Raw genomic sequence first — 15464 nt, 5'->3', positions numbered from 1 at the left:
GGGAAAGTGAGTGCTACGCGGCAGCAGTTGAACCAACAATGCCCGGTACGAGGCCTGAATCGTTCCGGCAAACGCTAGCCCGAATCACAAGAATAAGAAGTGAGACAGCCATGAATGCAGTGAACAAGGTTCTCGTTGTGGGTGGTGGTATCGGTGGCCTGTGTGCCGCAATCGCCCTGCGCCGCAAAGGTATTGAGGTCGACCTGGTCGAACTCAAGGCCGAGTGGACGGTGTACGGCGTCGGCATCATCCAGCAAAGCAACGTGGTCCGCGAGATGGCCAAGCTGGGCGTGCTCGATGGCTACCTGGATGCCGCCTTCGCCTTCGAAGACGTGACCATCAACACCACCGATGGTCAGCAACTGGTGCGCATTCCTGGCCAGCGCCTGGCGGGCCCTGAGTACCCCGCCAACGTTGGTATATCGCGCCTGGCCCTGCATAACGTCCTCAGCGAAACCACCACTGCCCTCGGCGCTTCTGTGCGTCTGGGCCTTAGCGTGGACACCCTGAGTGATGACGCTGAGGGCGTTGATGTGCTGTTCACCGATGGCAGTCGCGGCCGCTACGACCTGGTGGTCGGTGCCGATGGCCTGTTCTCCAAGGTGCGTGGTCTGCTGTTTGGCGACAAGTACCAGCCGCGTTTCACCGGTCAGTCGGTGTGGCGTTACAACTTCCCGCGGCCAGCGGCGATCGATCACCTGGCCAACTACCAGGGCCCTGCGGGCAACGCCGGCCTGGTACCACTGGCTGAAAACCTTATGTACATGTTCGTCACCTCCCATGAACCGGGCAATCCGTGGATGGCTACGGAAACCCTGGCCGCCGAGATGCGCAAGCGCCTGAGCGGTTTCGGCGGCCTGATCGGCGAACTGCGCGAGCAGATTACCGACGGTCACCAGGTGGTCTACAAGCCGCTGGAAGTGGTCTTCGTCAACGAGCCTTGGTACCGCGGCCGCGTGCTGCTGATCGGCGACGCTGCACACGCGACAACGCCGCACCTGGGGCAGGGCGCTGGCATGGCCATTGAAGATGCTGTGGTGCTTGGCGAAGAACTGACGGCCGGCGGCAGCGTCGAGCAGCAGCTCGAACGCTTTATGGCGCGCCGCTTTGATCGCTGCAAATACATCAGCGAAAGCTCGGTGCTGGCTGGCGACAAGGAAATCGCCCACGACCACAGCTTCGACCGCATCGGTCTTGTCGTGCAGATGCTCAAGCTCACGGCCGAGCCCGTCTGAGGTATCGAGTGAGCTTGGCGAGCCGCTGAGTTCACTCCCCCAATCCCGGAATACTCGCTTCTGTACTGGCATGCCTTGCCCGGTAGGGGAGCGGTTACGCAAGAAGAACTGACGCACAAGAACAATAAAGAGGGTTACTTCGATGGCTACTCGCAAGATCGCCGCGTCGCGGCGCGCGCCCTTCACTCTGACTCTGGCGGCCAGCCTGGTGCTTGGCGCCAATGCGGCTCAGGCATTTCAGATTGAAACGGGCAACCCAGACCTCAGCCTGCGCTGGGACAACACCCTGAAGTACAGCTCGGCCTGGCGCATGAAAGATCCAAGCGACAAGCTCAGTGAAAGTGCTGTGGCGAGAAACCAGGACGATGGTGATCGTAACTTCGACAAGGGGCTGATCTCCAGTCGTCTGGATATTCTTTCCGAGCTGGATATCGACTACCGCGACTTCGGTGCGCGGGTGAGTGGTGCCGGCTGGTACGACACCGTTTATCAGGATGACAACGCCAACGACAATCCGGCGCGCTCCAACCAGCGCTCCGTGGCTTATGACGAGTTCACCGATGACACCCGCCAGCTGCACGGTGGTGATGTTGAATTGCTCGACGCCTTTATTTACTGGAATGGCGAACTGGCCGAGCGTGCGTTGTCCGTGCGCGCCGGTCGTCATGGTTTGATCTGGGGCGAGAGCCTGTTCTTCGGCGCCAACGGCATTGCCGGCGGTATGGCTCCGGTTGACGTGGTTAAAGCCCAATCGGTACCCAACACCCAGTTCAAGGAAATCACCCGTCCGGTCAGCCAGCTGTCGACCACCTACCAACTGACCGATGACCTGTCGCTGGGCGCGTTCTACCAGTTTGAGTGGGAAGAAACCCGCCTGCCGGGTGTCGGTAGTTACTTCTCCACCACGGACACCATTGGCGAGGGTAATGAGCGCCTGGTCGTTGGCGCACCATTCCCAGCCTTCCTCGGCGGTAACCCGAATAGCCCCGCCGCGTTCTTTCACGGCAAAGACAAAAAAGCCAAGAGCTCCGGTCAGGGCGGTCTGCAACTGCGCTACGCGGCGGAGACAGCGGAGTACGGTCTGTACGCGATCCAGTACCACGACAAGAGCCCCAAGCTGTATTTGAAGCCAGGTACGGGTGCACCTAATTTCAGCACCGGACAAATTGGGGAGTTCTATTGGGTTTACCCAGAGGAGATTCGCGCGCTGGGTGCCAGTTTTGCCACCACCGTCAATGAGTACAGCTTTGCCGGTGAAGCATCGATGCGCTGGAACATGCCGCTGGTTTCCAATGGCCAGACCGTGTTGCCAGGCGTGGACGCGGATAACGACGAGAATCCGCTGTACGCCGTCGGCCGCACGGCCCACGTCAACCTCAACGTGCTGGCGTCGCTCGGCCCGTCGTTTATTTCCAACGAAGCCAGTCTGGTCGGTGAGATCGCCTGGAACCGTGTACTCAATGTCACCAAGAATCGCAATGCCCTTGACCCCAATGCCACCGACGATGGCCTGGGTATCAAGTTGGTGTACTCGCCAACCTACCGCCAGCTGTTCCCCGGCGTGGATGTCAGCGTGCCAATGGGCGTCAGCTACTTCCCCCTGGGCAAGTCGTCTGCGATTGGTGCGTTCGGCCCGGATAACGGCGGTGATGTGAATATCGGTGTGACCGCTACCTACCTGGATCGCGTGACGCTGGGGCTGACTTACACCCATTTCTACGGCGCCGAGGACACCACGCTCAATTCGGCTAACCAGTTCAATTTCAAGCAGTCGTTGAAAGATCGGGACTACCTGGCTTTCTCCGTCAAGACCACGTTTTAAGAGGACTTGCACATGACCACTCAGTTCACACTCAAGGCCTTGTGCTTGGCCGTTTTGGCGGTTGCTGCGCCAATCACCCTGGCCGCCAGCGCCGAACAAGCTGCAGCGTTGGGTAAAACTCTGACGCCTTTCGGTGCCGAAAAAGCCGGTAACGCCGACGGCACCATCCCTGCCTGGGACGGCGGCTACACCACCGTCGATCCGGCCTACAAGCCGGGCGGCAAGCGCAGCGATCCGTTCGCTGCTGACAAGCCACTGTTTAGCATCACTGCGCAGAACCTGGCGGAGCACGCCGACAAACTCAGTGACGGCGTCAAGGAGATGTTCAAGCGTTACCCGGACACCTATCGCCTGGACATTTACCAGACCCGTCGTACCGCCGCTGCGCCGCAGTGGGTGTATGACAACACCCTAAAAAATGCCACCCGCGCCAAGCTGGTCGACAGCACCGGCGGGCTGATTCCTGAAGGTGCCTATGGCGGAATCCCGTTCCCGATTCCGCAGAACGGCACCGAAGCCATGTGGAACCACACGCTCAACTGGCGTGGTACCTCACTGTCGATGAACTTCCGCCACTACTTGATGACCGCTGATGGTAGCCAGGTGATGAGTACCGATGGCCAGGCCATTCAGGAAATGCCCTACTACTACCAAGACGGCACGCCGGAAACCTTCGACGGTGATTACTGGTTATTCCGCCTGCTCAACGTCGGCCCGCCGATCCGTGCCGGTGAGCAGATCATGGGGCGTACCAACGTCAATGGCGACAAGTCCCAGGCGCACGTTTATCTGAGCGGCCAGCGCCGTGTGCGCAAGCTGCCTAACGCCTGCTGCGATACGCCGACTCCGGCCACCGCCGGTGTGATGTCGTTCGACGAACTCAGTGTGTTCCAAGGCCGTATGGATCGTTTCAACTGGAAGCTGGTGGGTAAGAAGGAAGTCTACATCCCGTACAACACCAACAAGGTACAGGCTGCCGCCAAGCCGGAAGATCTGTTTGGTAAGCACCACCTGAATCCGGATTACGTGCGCTGGGAACTGCACCGCGTCTGGGTGGTGGAAGCTGACCTGGTGCCGGGCAAGCGTCATCAACTGCCTAAGGGCCGTTACTACCTCGACGAAGATACCTGGCAAGCCGCTCTCGGCGACCGCTGGGATGCCAATGGTCAGCTGGCGAAAACCCTGTGGTCGCTGTCTGCAGTACTTCCTGACCTGCCAGCTCACGCCAGCCTGTCAGCGGGTTTCTATGACCTGACTTCCGGTGCCTGGTTTATCCAGAACCTCTATACCGGCAAGGACAGCCAGTACGGCATCGTTGATCGCTACAAAACCTCGGAGTTCTCACCAGCGGCTATGGCTGGGCGTGGCGTGCGTTAACACGCATGGCCAAGTGAGGGTTCGACACGTCGTGTCGAGCCCTCTGTTTCAAGCGATTTTCCGAGGTAAGCAATGAACAAAATCAATTCGGTGGGGCATTGGCTTTTAGCCTTGGCCTTACCCTTCAGTGCAGCCTGCTGCGTTGCGGATACGGGCCCCGTGGGTTCGCCGCTGAGCACGCCTGCGATGCACGTGGCACCGACACAGAAGAGTGTTTTGATCGACCTGGCGCGAGCTGGCGAGCGCTTGGTCGCTGTAGGCGAGCGTGGTCTGGTGTTGCTTTCCGATGACAACGGACAAACCTGGCGTCAAGCCGTGGTGCCGGTATCGGTCAGCCTGAGTGCCGTGCAGTTTGTCGATGCGCGCACTGGCTGGGCCATTGGCCATGCTGGCGTGGTATTGGCCACCCGTGATGGTGGTGAAAGTTGGGTTGTACAACTGGATGGCCTGCGCGCCGCGCAGATCGAACTGGAGGCGGCCAAGGCCGATCAGGACACCGCGCTTGATCAGGACAGTGCCGAGGCTCGTCTGCAAAGCGCCGAGCGCTTAGTCGCCGATGGTGCCGATAAACCCTTCCTTGCCCTTGAGTTCGTTGATGACCAACGCGGCCTGATCGTCGGTGCCTATGGCCTGGCGCTGCAGACCGTTGATGGTGGTGCCAGCTGGCATTCCGTGGTGGGGCAGATCGCCAACCCGATGGGCATGCACCTGTATGCCATCAGCCGCCAGGGTTCACGCTGGTTCCTCGCCGGGGAGCAGGGCTACCTGGCCCGTTCCGATGATGACGGTGCCTCGTTTGCACAACTGGAAAGTCCCTACGAGGGCAGTTTCTTCACCCTGCAGAGCCACGCCGATGGCGCTCTGCTGGTCGGCGGGCTGAAAGGCCACGCCTTTATTACTCACGATGCCGGGGCCAGCTTTACGCGTGCGCCTGTGCCTATGCCGGTGTCCTTCAGTGATGCCACTCGCCTGAGTAATGGTCTGGTGTTGCTGGCCAACCAGGCTGGCATGCTTTTTCTCAGCAAGGGTGAAGCGTTGCAGCCCTTTAGCAAACCATTGGGCGTGCCCGTTTCCAGCCTGGTTCAGGCCGCCGATGGCAGCTTGATCGTCGCCGGTTTCACCGGCCTGCTGCGCGTGCCGCAGCCAGCCACCGTTGCTTCGGAGTGAGGTTATGACGTCCTCTACTGGTTTCAACTCATCCCCTGCGGGCAGTCTCGACAACTTCGATCCGCGTTCCGGCTCGGTAGTCGAGCGCGCGCTGTTCAATCATCGCCTGTGGGTATTACTGCTGTGCCTGGCGGCCACACTGTTTCTCGGTTTTCAGTCCACTCGTATCGAGTTGAATGCCAGCTTCGAGAAGATGATCCCGACCCACCACCCCTACATTGCCAACTACCTGGATAACCAGAAGCAGTTGACCGGTCTGGGTAATGCGCTGCGCATCGCGGTGGTCAACAAGCAGGGCGATATCTACGACGCCACCTACCTGAAGACCCTGCAAGAACTGAGCGACAAGATTTACCTGCTGCCTGGTGTCGACCGCGCCTATATGAAGTCGCTGTGGACCCCGGCTACCCGTTGGGTGGCGGTGACTGAGGAGGGCCTGGATGGCGGCCCGGTGATCCCCGATGACTACGACGCCAGCCCCCAGAGCATTGGCGCGCTGAAGCGCAACGTGCAGCTGTCCAACGAGATCGGCCAACTGGTCGCCTTCGACCAGACCTCCAGCATCATCTATGTACCGTTGCTGCAGAACACCGCCGATGGTCAGCCGCTCAACTACGCCACCCTGTCGCAGCAGCTGGAGTCGCTGCGCAGCGAGTACCAGAGCAACAGCATCGAGATTCGTATCACCGGTTTCGCTAAAAAAGTCGGCGATCTGATCGAAGGCTTGAAACAGATTCTGCTGTTCTTCGCCGTCGCCATCCTGATCACCACCGCGGTGCTCTTCTGGTACACCCGCTGCGTGCGCAGCACCGTGCTGGTGGTGCTCTGCTCGCTGGTAGCCGTGGTCTGGCAGCTGGGTCTGCTGCCGCTGCTGGATTATCAGCTGGACCCGTATTCGGTGCTGGTGCCGTTCCTGGTGTTCGCCATTGGCATGAGCCACGGCGCGCAGAAGATGAACGGCATCATGCAGGACATCGGTCGCGGCATGCACCGCGTGGTTGCTGCGCGCTTCACCTTCCGCCGCCTGTTCCTCGCCGGCCTCACCGCGCTGCTCTGCGATGCGGTGGGTTTCGCCGTGCTGATGATCATCGATATCCAGGTGATTCAGGACCTGGCGGTGATCGCCAGCCTCGGCGTGGCCGTGCTGATCTTCACCAACCTGATCCTGTTGCCGGTGCTGCTCTCCTATGTGGGGGTCAGTCCTAGCGCCGCGCAGTTCAGCCTCAAGGGTGAGCAGGCCGAAGAAGCCGGCCTGCGCCGTCATGCCTTCTGGCGTTTCCTTGATCTGTTCACCCAGCGTGGCTGGGCCGCACTGTGCATCGCCGTGAGCCTGGCACTGGCTGTAGTGGGTTTTATCGTCAGTCTGCAGCTGAATATCGGCGACCTGGACGCCGGTGCGCCTGAGCTGCGCGCCGACTCGCGCTACAACCAGGACGACGCCTTTATGACCCGCAGTTATGGGGCCAGCAGCGACCTGTTTGCGGTGATGATCAAAACCCCGGCCGGGGCCTGCGCCCGCTACGACATCCTGAACAAGGTGGATGCCCTCGACTGGCAACTGCGCGCCTTGCCCGGCGTCGACTCGACCAACTCGCTGGCGCTGCTCAACCGCCGCATGCTGGTCGGCCTCAGCGAAGGCAGCCCGAAGTGGTACGAGCTGCAGAATAACCAGGCGATGCTCAACATGATTACCGCCGGCGCGCCGCGCGGCCTGTACAACGAAGACTGCAGCCTACTGACCCTGTACGCCTACCTGACCGACCACAAGGCGCAGACCCTGACCCGCCTGGTCGATCACGTCGAGCAGTTTGCCGCAGCGAACAACACCGACGAGGTGCAGTTCATGCTCGCCGCCGGTAATGCCGGCATCGAGGCCGCGACCAATATCGTGGTCAAACAGGCCAACCGCGAGATGCTGTTTTGGGTCTATGGCGCGGTGATCCTGCTGTGCCTGATCACCTTCCGCTCCTGGCGCGCCACGGTCTGCGCGGTGATCCCGCTGATGCTTACCTCGATCCTCTGCGAAGCGCTGATGGTCTGGCTGAACATCGGAGTCAAGGTCGCCACGCTGCCGGTGATCGCCCTCGGCGTGGGCATCGGCATCGACTATGCGCTGTATGTGATGAGCATCATGCTCGGCCATCTACGCCAGGGCGTGAGCCTGTCCGAGTCGTATTACCGCGCACTGGTGTCCACCGGCAAGGTGGTGATGCTCACCGGCGTAACCCTAGCCATCGGCGTGGCCACCTGGATTTTCTCACCCATCAAGTTCCAGGCCGACATGGGCGTGCTGCTGGCCTTCATGTTCGTCTGGAACATGGTCGGTGCGTTGGTGCTGCTGCCGGCACTGGCCTACTTCCTGTTGCCGACTAGCCGCCAGAACGCTGCCGGTGAAGTGGTTGGCCTGGCTCCGCGTGCGAGCAAAGCGGCTGCCGACATGCACCTGATGCTGCCTGTAGAAGCGGCTGGCCCACAGATTGACGGTACGTACGGCCGTTAATTCGGCCGCGCCATAACAACAAGAGAGGAGTTGCCCATGCCCCGTGTACACGCCTGTATTCACCACCTGTTACGCGGTCTGTTGACCGGACTGACTGCCTATGGTGTGGCGTTTTCAGCTGTACCCGCGGTGGAGGTCTGTGATGAGCGCTGAACGCCAAGCGGGTCTGCCGCAATCGCTGCTGCTGTTGCTCGGCAGCTGTTTACCGGTACTCGGTGCGGTGCTGCTGGCACCGGTACTGCCACGTATGCAGGAACACTTCGCCAGCACCCCTGGTGCCACCGTGTTGGTGCCGATTGCACTGACCCTGCCGGCCCTGATGATCGCCTTGCTGGCACCCTTTGCCGGGGTGATCGCCGACCGTCTTGGGCGCAAGCCGCTGCTGCTCGGGGCCATGGTTCTCTACACCCTCTGTGGTGTGCTGCCGCTGTGGCTGGATTCGCTTGAGGCCATCGTCATCAGCCGCGCCGGTATCGGCCTGGCCGAGGCGGCGATCATGACCTGCTGCACCACGCTGATGGGCGACTACTACAACGGCGCGCGCCGTGAACGGCTGTTCGCCCTGCAGATGGTTGCCACCTCGCTGTCGGCGGCGATCTTTATCGCTGTCGGCGGCATGCTCGGCGAGCACGGCTGGCGCGTGCCCTTTGCCCTGTATGGCGTCGGTTTGTTGTTCCTGCCGCTGATGGCCTGGTTTCTCTGGGAACCGCGTGGCCAGGTTGCCGCTACTGCTGACGTTGCCGGCGGTGCATTCCCTTGGCGCGCCCTGACACCGCTGTATGCTTTGTCCTTCCTGGCTGGTCTTAGCCTGTTTGTGGTGCCGGTACAAGCCGGTTATCTGCTTAACCTGCTGCACGTCGATGCGCCGCAACAGATCGGCATGACCATGGGTGCCAACCAGCTTGGCGTGCTGGCCGGTGCGCTGAGTTTCCGTTTGCTCAGCGGCATGCCCGCACCCCGGCAGATGCTCCTGGCCTTTGTCCTGGCGGGTATTGGCGGGGCGTTGATGGCTGCAGCCGACAGCCATGCCCTGGTGGTGGTCGCGGTACTGGTCAACGGCCTGGGCATCGGTTTGATGTTGCCAACGCTGATCACCTGGATCATGTCGCTGGTTGGCTTTCATCAGCGTGGCCGTGCCGCGGGTTTCTTTACTGCGGCGATCTTTGCCGGTGAGTTCGTCAGCCCGCTGGTGGTGCTGGCGATTACTGGCGGAGTGAACAGCAGCTTGCCGACCGCACTGGGGATCATTGCGGCCCTGCAACTGTTGGTTGCCGTGGCCTGCCTAGGGCTGCCCAAACGGGCTGGCCAGGTGGACGTTGCGTCTGTCACTGAACAGCCGGCGCGAGGGTAAGACGATGATCGACGTCATAGTTACCCGTAAGCGTCGCGAAGCCGAAGGTGTTTATAGCTTCGAGCTGGCTGCTGCCGGCCAGCGCTCACTGCCTGCTTTCAGTGCCGGCTCGCATATCGACGTGCACCTGCCCAATGGTTTGGTCCGTCAGTACTCGCTGTGCAACCACCCCGAAGAGAGCCACCGCTATCTGCTGGGCGTGTTGCGGGACCCGGCCTCGCGCGGCGGTTCGCAAGCCATGCATGAGCAGGTCGAGGAGGGCAGCCAGTTGCGCATCAGCGAACCGCGCAACCTGTTCCCGCTGGTGCATGAGGCGGCCTACAGCATGCTGTTTGCGGGCGGCATCGGCATTACCCCGATCCTCTGCATGGCCGAGCGTCTGGCGCAGATCGGCGCGCCGTTCGAGCTGCATTACAGCGGTCGCGCCGCCGAGCGTATGGCGTTTGTCGAGCGCATCCGCAATTCGACCTTTGCCGACGGCGTGCACCTGCATATCGATGATGGAGTGTCTGGCCGTCTGGATGCTGCACGGGTTCTGTCCGCGCCGTCGAGTGATAGCCACCTGTATGTCTGTGGCCCCAATGGCTTTATGGACCATGTGTTGGACACAGCGCGCGAGCAGGGCTGGGCCGACACGCAACTGCACCGTGAATACTTCGCTGCAGCGGCTCCCACTGCCGAGGCCGGCAGCTTCGAAGTGCAACTGGCCAGCTCCGGGCAGTGTTTCCAGATCCCCGCCGAACGCAGCGTGGCCGAGGTGCTGCTGGAGGCCGGTATCGACATTCCGCTGTCCTGCGAGCAGGGCATTTGCGGCACCTGCGTGACACGCGTACTGGAAGGCGAGCCCGAGCATAACGATATGTTCCTGACTGATGCCGAGCACGCTCGCAACGACCAGTTCACCCCTTGCTGCTCGCGCGCCAAGAGCACGCGGCTGGTACTCGATCTCTGAGGTTTTATTGATGAATCAATCACTCTCCATTGACGCCATTGCGCAGCTTTTTCTCGACGCTCGCTCGCAAAATGCCTGGCTCGATCAGGCGGTGCCGGACGCGCTGCTGCGCGAGCTCTACAACACCCTGAAACAGGGCCCGACCAGCAACAACTGCTGCCCGGCACGCTTCGTTTTTGTGTGCAGTGCCGAGGCCAAGCAGCAGTTGCTGCCGGCGCTCAAGGGCCACAACGGCGAGAAGATGCTGCAGGCCCCGGTGACCGTCATCGTCGCCTTCGACAGCCAGTTCTTCGAGTTTCTGCCTGAGCTGTTTCCGATCTACGACGCCGCCGCGCCGTACCGCGACAACCCGCAGGCCGCGCACACCGCCGCGCTTCGCAATGGCAGCCTGCAGGGTGCCTACCTGATACTCGCCGCCCGCGCTCTGGGGCTGGACTGTGGGCCGATGTCGGGCTTCGACAACGCCCAGGTCGATGCCACGTTTTTCCCCGATGGCCGCTGGAAAAGCAATTTTCTCTGCAGCCTCGGCTATGGCGATGTCAGCGCATTACGCCCGGTCGGCCCGCGTCTGTCGTTCGATCAAGCCTGCCGCCTGATCTGACCCGAACTTAGGAGAACAGCCATGAGTGCACCCGCGATTCAACAATTCGATCCGCAAGGCCAACCGGCAGCCACAAGCTTTCCGCTGAACCAATGGTATGTCGCCGGATTTGCCTGGGAACTGACTGATACCCCCCTGGCGCGCACCTTGCTGGGCCACCCGCTGGTGCTGTTCCGCACCGCCGACGGTCAGGTGGCGGCGCTGGAAGACCGTTGCTGCCACCGCGCCTTGCCGCTGTCCAAGGGCACCCTGGAAGAGCAGGGCGTGCGCTGCGGTTATCACGGCCTGCTGTTCGGTGCCGATGGCAAGTGCCTGGAAGTTCCTGGCCAGACCAAGGTGCCCGGCAAGGCGCTGGTCAAGGCTTACAAGGTACGTGAGCAGGACCAAATCATCTGGCTCTGGTATGGCCGCGATGAGCAAGCTGAGCCGTCCAGCGAGCCACCGTCCTATCCGCACCACAGCAGCGGTCAGTACCTGTTCGGTGGCGACGTGTACCACTACGACGCGCCCTGGCAGCTGATTCACGACAACCTGCTGGATCTCAGCCACCTGGGTTATGTGCACCTGCACACCATCGGCGGCAATGCACGCATCCACATGAACGCGCAGATGCAGGTCACCGGCGATGACGAGTCGGTCAAGGTGGTGCGCTACATGCCGGATTCCGAGCCGCCGCCCACCTATACAGCGGCCTATCCGTTCAAGGGGCGGATCGACCGTTGGCAGGAAATCGAATTCAACCTGTCGCACCTGCGTATCTGGACTGGCGCGGTGGATGTCGGTACCGATGCCATCGACGACCCGCAGCGGGGCGGCTTCCACATGCGCGGTTTCCACGGCATCACCCCGGAAACTGCCACCAGCTGCCACTACTTCTGGAGCATGGCCACCAACCCGCTTTCCGAGCCCGAGGAAACCCTGCGCAAGGTACTGCAGCAGACCGAGCAGACCTTCGATGAAGACAAGCAAATCATCGAAGCGCAGTACGCCAATATGAAGCGCTTTGGCGTGCAGCCCATGGTGGATATCCATGTCGATGTGGGGCCGAACCGCGCGCGGCGGATTATCGAGCGTCTGCTCAAGGACAACGGCTGATGAGTACTCCATCCATGCAGCAACTGCCCGGCTTCAAGCGCGTGGTCACCGGCCACGACGCCCAGGGCCAGGCCGTGGTCGCCATAAGCGGGCCGACACCCAACAACTTCCCGCTCAAGGCGGTGCCCGGCACGGTGTTCTACGAGGTGTGGAACAGCACCGTCAGCCCGGCCGTGCTGGATAACGCAGACGACCCGACCAACCAGCCTCTGCAGCTCAGCCCGATGCCGCTGGGCAGCGTGATCCGCGTGGTGGATATCCCGCCGGATAGCGTGCAGAACCAGGTCAGCGCTGAGGACGCTGCGGCTGCCTTCGCCGAAATCGGCCAGGCCCACGCCGGCACCGGTCAGACCGACTCGAAACACAAACTGATGCACCGCACCGAAACCCTCGACTACGGCGTGGTCACCGAGGGCGAGGTGTGGCTGATCTTGGACGGCGAGGATGTGCACCTCAAGCGCGGCGACATCGTCGTGCAGCGCGGTACCAACCACGCCTGGAGCAACCGCACCGAACAGATGGCGCGGATGGTCTTTATCCTTCTCGACGGCCAGTACGCCGCCGACCTCGCGGCTTTGCACGGAGTACACCCATGAAGCTGGCCACCCTCAACAACGGCAGCCGCGACGGGCGTTTGCTGCTGGTCTCGCGTGACCTCAGTCGTGCGTTGGACGCCGGGCATATCGCCGCCACACTACAACTGGCCATCGAGAACTGGTGGAGCGTTGAACCCGAGCTGCAAACGCTTTACCGCGAACTTAACGAAGGCCGCGCTGAAGCTGCCTTCGCCTTCGACCCAGCAGCGGTCATGGCGCCGTTGCCGCGCGCCTACCAGTGGTGCGACGGCTCGGCCTTTCTTAACCATGGCGAGCTGATGCAGAAGGCTTTCCACCTCGACCCCATCGACGGTGCCGACACCACCCCGCTGATGTACCAGGGCGCTGGCGACGACTTCCTCGGCGGCCGCGACGACATCGCGCTGCCCAGCGAGAGCCAGGGCATCGACTTCGAGGGCGAGTTCGTGGTGCTGGTCGACGAAGTGCCGCTGGGCTGCACGGCCGAGCAGGCGGGCAGCCATATCAAGCTGATTTTGCAGATCAACGATGTCAGCCTGCGCGCCCTTGCGCCGCGCGAGATGAAGACCGGTTTCGGCTTCCTGCAGGCCAAGCCGTCGTCGAGTTTCGCCGCCGTGGCGGTGACCCCGGATGAGCTGGGCGACGCCTGGCGCGACGGCCGTGTACACCTGCCGCTGCACGTGGAGTGGAACGGCAAGTGGTTCGGCAACCCCAATGGCGGAGCGATGAACTTCAGCTTCCCGCAACTGATTGCCCATGCCGCACTGACCCGACGTTTGGGGCCAGGCACGCTGATCGGCTCCGGCACTGTGTCGAACGCCGACCGCAGTGTCGGTTCGGCCTGCATCGCTGAATTGCGCGCCATCGAGATGATCGCCCACGGCGCGCCGCAGACCGGCTTCATGCGCTTCGGCGACCGCGTGCGCATGGACGTGCTGGATCGCGATGGGCAGTCGATATTCGGCGGCATCGATCAACGCGTCGTTGCGGCCGTCGGCTGAGGAGTACGCCATGCGCGTAATGGTCACAGGGGCCAATGGTTTTGTCGGCCGAGCGCTGGTGCAGCGCCTGCTCGATGCGGGTGAGCTGCGTGGTCAGCCGATCAGCGCTTTGCTATTGCTGGACAAGGACCTGCAGGGCTTTCCTGAAGACAAGCGCCTGCGGCGCCACTACGGCAGCGTCACCGACGCCGCCCTGCTGCGCCGCGCCCTGGCCGATGGCATTGACGTGGTGTTCCACCTGGTGAGCATTCCAGGTGGTGCCGCCGAGGAGCAGTACAGCCTCGGATATCAGGTCAATCTGCTGGCCAGCCTGGAGCTGCTCGACCAACTGCGCAGCAAGCCTGGCGCGCCGGTGCTGGTGTATGCCAGCAGCGTGGCGGTGTATGGCGGCGAGCTGCCGGCGCGGATGGATGAAAGCGCCGTACCGCACCCCGAGCTGAGCTACGGCGCGCACAAACTGATGGTGGAAACCGCGCTCAGCGACCTGGCCCGGCGTGGCGAGGTGGACGGCCGCGCCCTGCGCCTGCCGGGCATCGTCGCCCGCCCGCGCGAGCCCAATGGCCTGCGTTCGGCCTTTATGAGCGACCTGCTGCAGGCCTTTGCTGCCGGCGAGCCATACCGCTGCCCGGTGTCTGCCGAGGCTAGTTGCTGGTGGATGTCGCTGCGTTGCTGCGTGGACAACCTACTGCACGCCGCCGAGCTGGACAGCAGCAGCCTCGGCCCGCAGCGGGTGTGGCAATTGCCGCTGCTGCAGTTGTCCATCGCCCAGGTACTCGATGCCCTGGCCACGGTTTATGGGCAGGAGCGCCGCGCGCTGGTCAGCTTCGCTCCTGATGCCGGCTTGGAGGCGCTGTTCGGCAGCGCCCCAACGATGAAAACCCCACAGGGCCGCGCCCTGGGCTTCCGTCATGACGGCTCGGCGGCTGGCTTGGTGCGTAATTCCCTAACTATTCCGGCACCAGCGCGCCGCTCGCGCGCCCAAGGAGTGACTGCTTAATGAAATCGACTAAACGCCGCCTGGTAGACCTCTCCGTCACCCTCGACAACAACCCCTACACCGATCCGCCGCCCTTGCTGCCGAAGATCGACTACATGGACCACCAGCAGGGCTGGCCGGAGATGGCCGCGATGTTTCCTGGCCTGAGCAAGGACCAGCTGCCGGGCGACGAGTCCTGGGCGGCCGAGCGCCTAAATATCACCACCCACAGCGGCACGCACATGGATGCACCCTGGCACTACGCCTCGACCACCGATGGCGGCAAGCCGGCCTTTGGTATCGACGAACTGCCGCTGGAATGGTGCCTGCAGCCCGGCGTGAAGCTTGACTTCCGCCACCTGCCGGACGGCCATGTGGTGACTGCCGCTGAAGTAGAGGCCGAGTTGGCGCGCATCGGCCATGCGCTGCAGCCGCTGGATATCGTGCTGATCAATACCCGTGCCGGCGCGTTGTTTGGCCAGCCGGGTTATCTGGATGCCGGCGTCGGGATTGGCCGCGAAGCCACCCTGTATCTACTGGAACGTGGTGTGCGCGTGGTCGGCACCGATGCCTGGAGCTGGGATGCGCCGTTCAAGTACACCCGCGAGCGTTTCGCTGCCAGCGGCGATGCCTCAATCATCTGGGAAGGGCACAAGGCCGGGCGTGATATCGGCTACGGCCAGATGGAGAAACTGGCCAACCTGGAGAGCCTGCCAGCCAGCGGATTTCAGGTGTCGTGCTTTCCCTACAAGATCAAACACGCCTCGGCCGGCTTCGTCCGCGCGGTGGCAATTTTTGAAGAGTAAGCCGAG

The 15464-nt window shown here is 62.3% G+C and carries 13 protein-coding genes; all 13 read left to right on the top strand.

Going from position 1 to position 15464, the window contains the following annotated elements; genetic code table 11:
* Positions 1-110: 110 nt before the first annotated feature.
* The 13 genes from ACQ4LH_RS03595 to ACQ4LH_RS03535 all read left to right on the top strand — a co-directional run bounded on the left by ACQ4LH_RS03595 (position 111) and on the right by ACQ4LH_RS03535 (position 15458).
* On the top strand, positions 111-1235 hold the full coding sequence (locus tag ACQ4LH_RS03595) for an FAD-dependent oxidoreductase (protein WP_430695966.1): 1125 nt from the start codon (positions 111-113) through the stop codon (positions 1233-1235).
* Between the two features lie 142 nt (positions 1236-1377).
* Positions 1378-3057, top strand: a complete 1680-nt coding sequence (locus ACQ4LH_RS03590; protein WP_430695965.1) for a DUF1302 domain-containing protein — start codon at positions 1378-1380, stop codon at positions 3055-3057.
* A 12-nt stretch (positions 3058-3069) separates the two neighbouring features.
* A complete protein-coding gene (locus ACQ4LH_RS03585; RefSeq protein WP_430695964.1) occupies positions 3070-4434 on the top strand; it encodes a DUF1329 domain-containing protein in 1365 nt (454 codons plus the stop codon).
* Between the two features lie 72 nt (positions 4435-4506).
* Complete coding sequence (locus ACQ4LH_RS03580) at positions 4507-5601, top strand: WD40/YVTN/BNR-like repeat-containing protein (RefSeq protein WP_430695963.1); 1095 nt, start codon at positions 4507-4509, stop codon at positions 5599-5601.
* A gap of 4 nt (positions 5602-5605) precedes the next feature.
* Entirely contained in the window at positions 5606-8101 is a 2496-nt protein-coding gene (locus tag ACQ4LH_RS03575; RefSeq protein WP_430695962.1) for an efflux RND transporter permease subunit, read from the top strand.
* 142 nt (positions 8102-8243) lie between these two features.
* Entirely contained in the window at positions 8244-9452 is a 1209-nt protein-coding gene (locus ACQ4LH_RS03570; RefSeq protein WP_430695961.1) for an MFS transporter, read from the top strand.
* Between the two features lie 4 nt (positions 9453-9456).
* The gene (locus ACQ4LH_RS03565; protein WP_430695960.1) at positions 9457-10404 is read left to right on the top strand and encodes a PDR/VanB family oxidoreductase; all 948 of its coding nucleotides are present in this window, start codon (positions 9457-9459) and stop codon (positions 10402-10404) included.
* Between the two features lie 10 nt (positions 10405-10414).
* Positions 10415-11005: a malonic semialdehyde reductase gene (locus tag ACQ4LH_RS03560; protein ID WP_430695959.1), complete on the top strand. Its 591-nt coding sequence runs from the start codon at positions 10415-10417 to the stop codon at positions 11003-11005.
* A 21-nt stretch (positions 11006-11026) separates the two neighbouring features.
* The gene (locus ACQ4LH_RS03555) at positions 11027-12100 is read left to right on the top strand and encodes a Rieske 2Fe-2S domain-containing protein (RefSeq protein ID WP_430695958.1); all 1074 of its coding nucleotides are present in this window, start codon (positions 11027-11029) and stop codon (positions 12098-12100) included.
* Between the two features lie 14 nt (positions 12101-12114).
* Positions 12115-12696 carry a cupin domain-containing protein gene (locus tag ACQ4LH_RS03550; protein ID WP_430696137.1) on the top strand — a complete coding sequence of 194 codons (582 nt, stop codon included), beginning with the start codon at positions 12115-12117 and terminating at the stop codon, positions 12694-12696.
* Entirely contained in the window at positions 12693-13676 is a 984-nt protein-coding gene (locus tag ACQ4LH_RS03545; protein WP_430695957.1) for a fumarylacetoacetate hydrolase family protein, read from the top strand. Before ACQ4LH_RS03550 ends, ACQ4LH_RS03545 begins: the two co-directional genes overlap by 4 nt.
* 10 nt (positions 13677-13686) lie before the next feature.
* On the top strand, positions 13687-14673 hold the full coding sequence (locus tag ACQ4LH_RS03540; RefSeq protein ID WP_430695956.1) for an NAD-dependent epimerase/dehydratase family protein: 987 nt from the start codon (positions 13687-13689) through the stop codon (positions 14671-14673).
* Entirely contained in the window at positions 14673-15458 is a 786-nt protein-coding gene (locus ACQ4LH_RS03535) for a cyclase family protein (protein WP_430695955.1), read from the top strand. Before ACQ4LH_RS03540 ends, ACQ4LH_RS03535 begins: the two co-directional genes overlap by 1 nt.
* The last annotated feature ends 6 nt before the right edge of the window (positions 15459-15464 follow it).

The organism is Pseudomonas peli, assembly GCF_050563605.1.
Lineage (GTDB): Bacteria > Pseudomonadota > Gammaproteobacteria > Pseudomonadales > Pseudomonadaceae > Aquipseudomonas > Aquipseudomonas peli_A.
This window is presented reverse-complemented; position numbering and strand designations above follow the sequence as displayed.

What these genes read in the sequence shown, in the direction of transcription:
- ACQ4LH_RS03595 (WP_430695966.1), top strand. Translation starts at nt 111, where the DNA reads ATGAATGCAGTGAACAAGGTTCTCGTTGTGGGTGGTGGTATCGGTGGC.
- ACQ4LH_RS03590 (WP_430695965.1), top strand. Translation starts at nt 1,378, where the DNA reads ATGGCTACTCGCAAGATCGCCGCGTCGCGGCGCGCGCCCTTCACTCTG.
- ACQ4LH_RS03585 (WP_430695964.1), top strand. Translation starts at nt 3,070, where the DNA reads ATGACCACTCAGTTCACACTCAAGGCCTTGTGCTTGGCCGTTTTGGCG.
- ACQ4LH_RS03580 (WP_430695963.1), top strand. Translation starts at nt 4,507, where the DNA reads ATGAACAAAATCAATTCGGTGGGGCATTGGCTTTTAGCCTTGGCCTTA.
- ACQ4LH_RS03575 (WP_430695962.1), top strand. Translation starts at nt 5,606, where the DNA reads ATGACGTCCTCTACTGGTTTCAACTCATCCCCTGCGGGCAGTCTCGAC.
- ACQ4LH_RS03570 (WP_430695961.1), top strand. Translation starts at nt 8,244, where the DNA reads ATGAGCGCTGAACGCCAAGCGGGTCTGCCGCAATCGCTGCTGCTGTTG.
- ACQ4LH_RS03565 (WP_430695960.1), top strand. Translation starts at nt 9,457, where the DNA reads ATGATCGACGTCATAGTTACCCGTAAGCGTCGCGAAGCCGAAGGTGTT.
- ACQ4LH_RS03560 (WP_430695959.1), top strand. Translation starts at nt 10,415, where the DNA reads ATGAATCAATCACTCTCCATTGACGCCATTGCGCAGCTTTTTCTCGAC.
- ACQ4LH_RS03555 (WP_430695958.1), top strand. Translation starts at nt 11,027, where the DNA reads ATGAGTGCACCCGCGATTCAACAATTCGATCCGCAAGGCCAACCGGCA.
- ACQ4LH_RS03550 (WP_430696137.1), top strand. Translation starts at nt 12,115, where the DNA reads ATGCAGCAACTGCCCGGCTTCAAGCGCGTGGTCACCGGCCACGACGCC.
- ACQ4LH_RS03545 (WP_430695957.1), top strand. Translation starts at nt 12,693, where the DNA reads ATGAAGCTGGCCACCCTCAACAACGGCAGCCGCGACGGGCGTTTGCTG.
- ACQ4LH_RS03540 (WP_430695956.1), top strand. Translation starts at nt 13,687, where the DNA reads ATGCGCGTAATGGTCACAGGGGCCAATGGTTTTGTCGGCCGAGCGCTG.
- ACQ4LH_RS03535 (WP_430695955.1), top strand. Translation starts at nt 14,673, where the DNA reads ATGAAATCGACTAAACGCCGCCTGGTAGACCTCTCCGTCACCCTCGAC.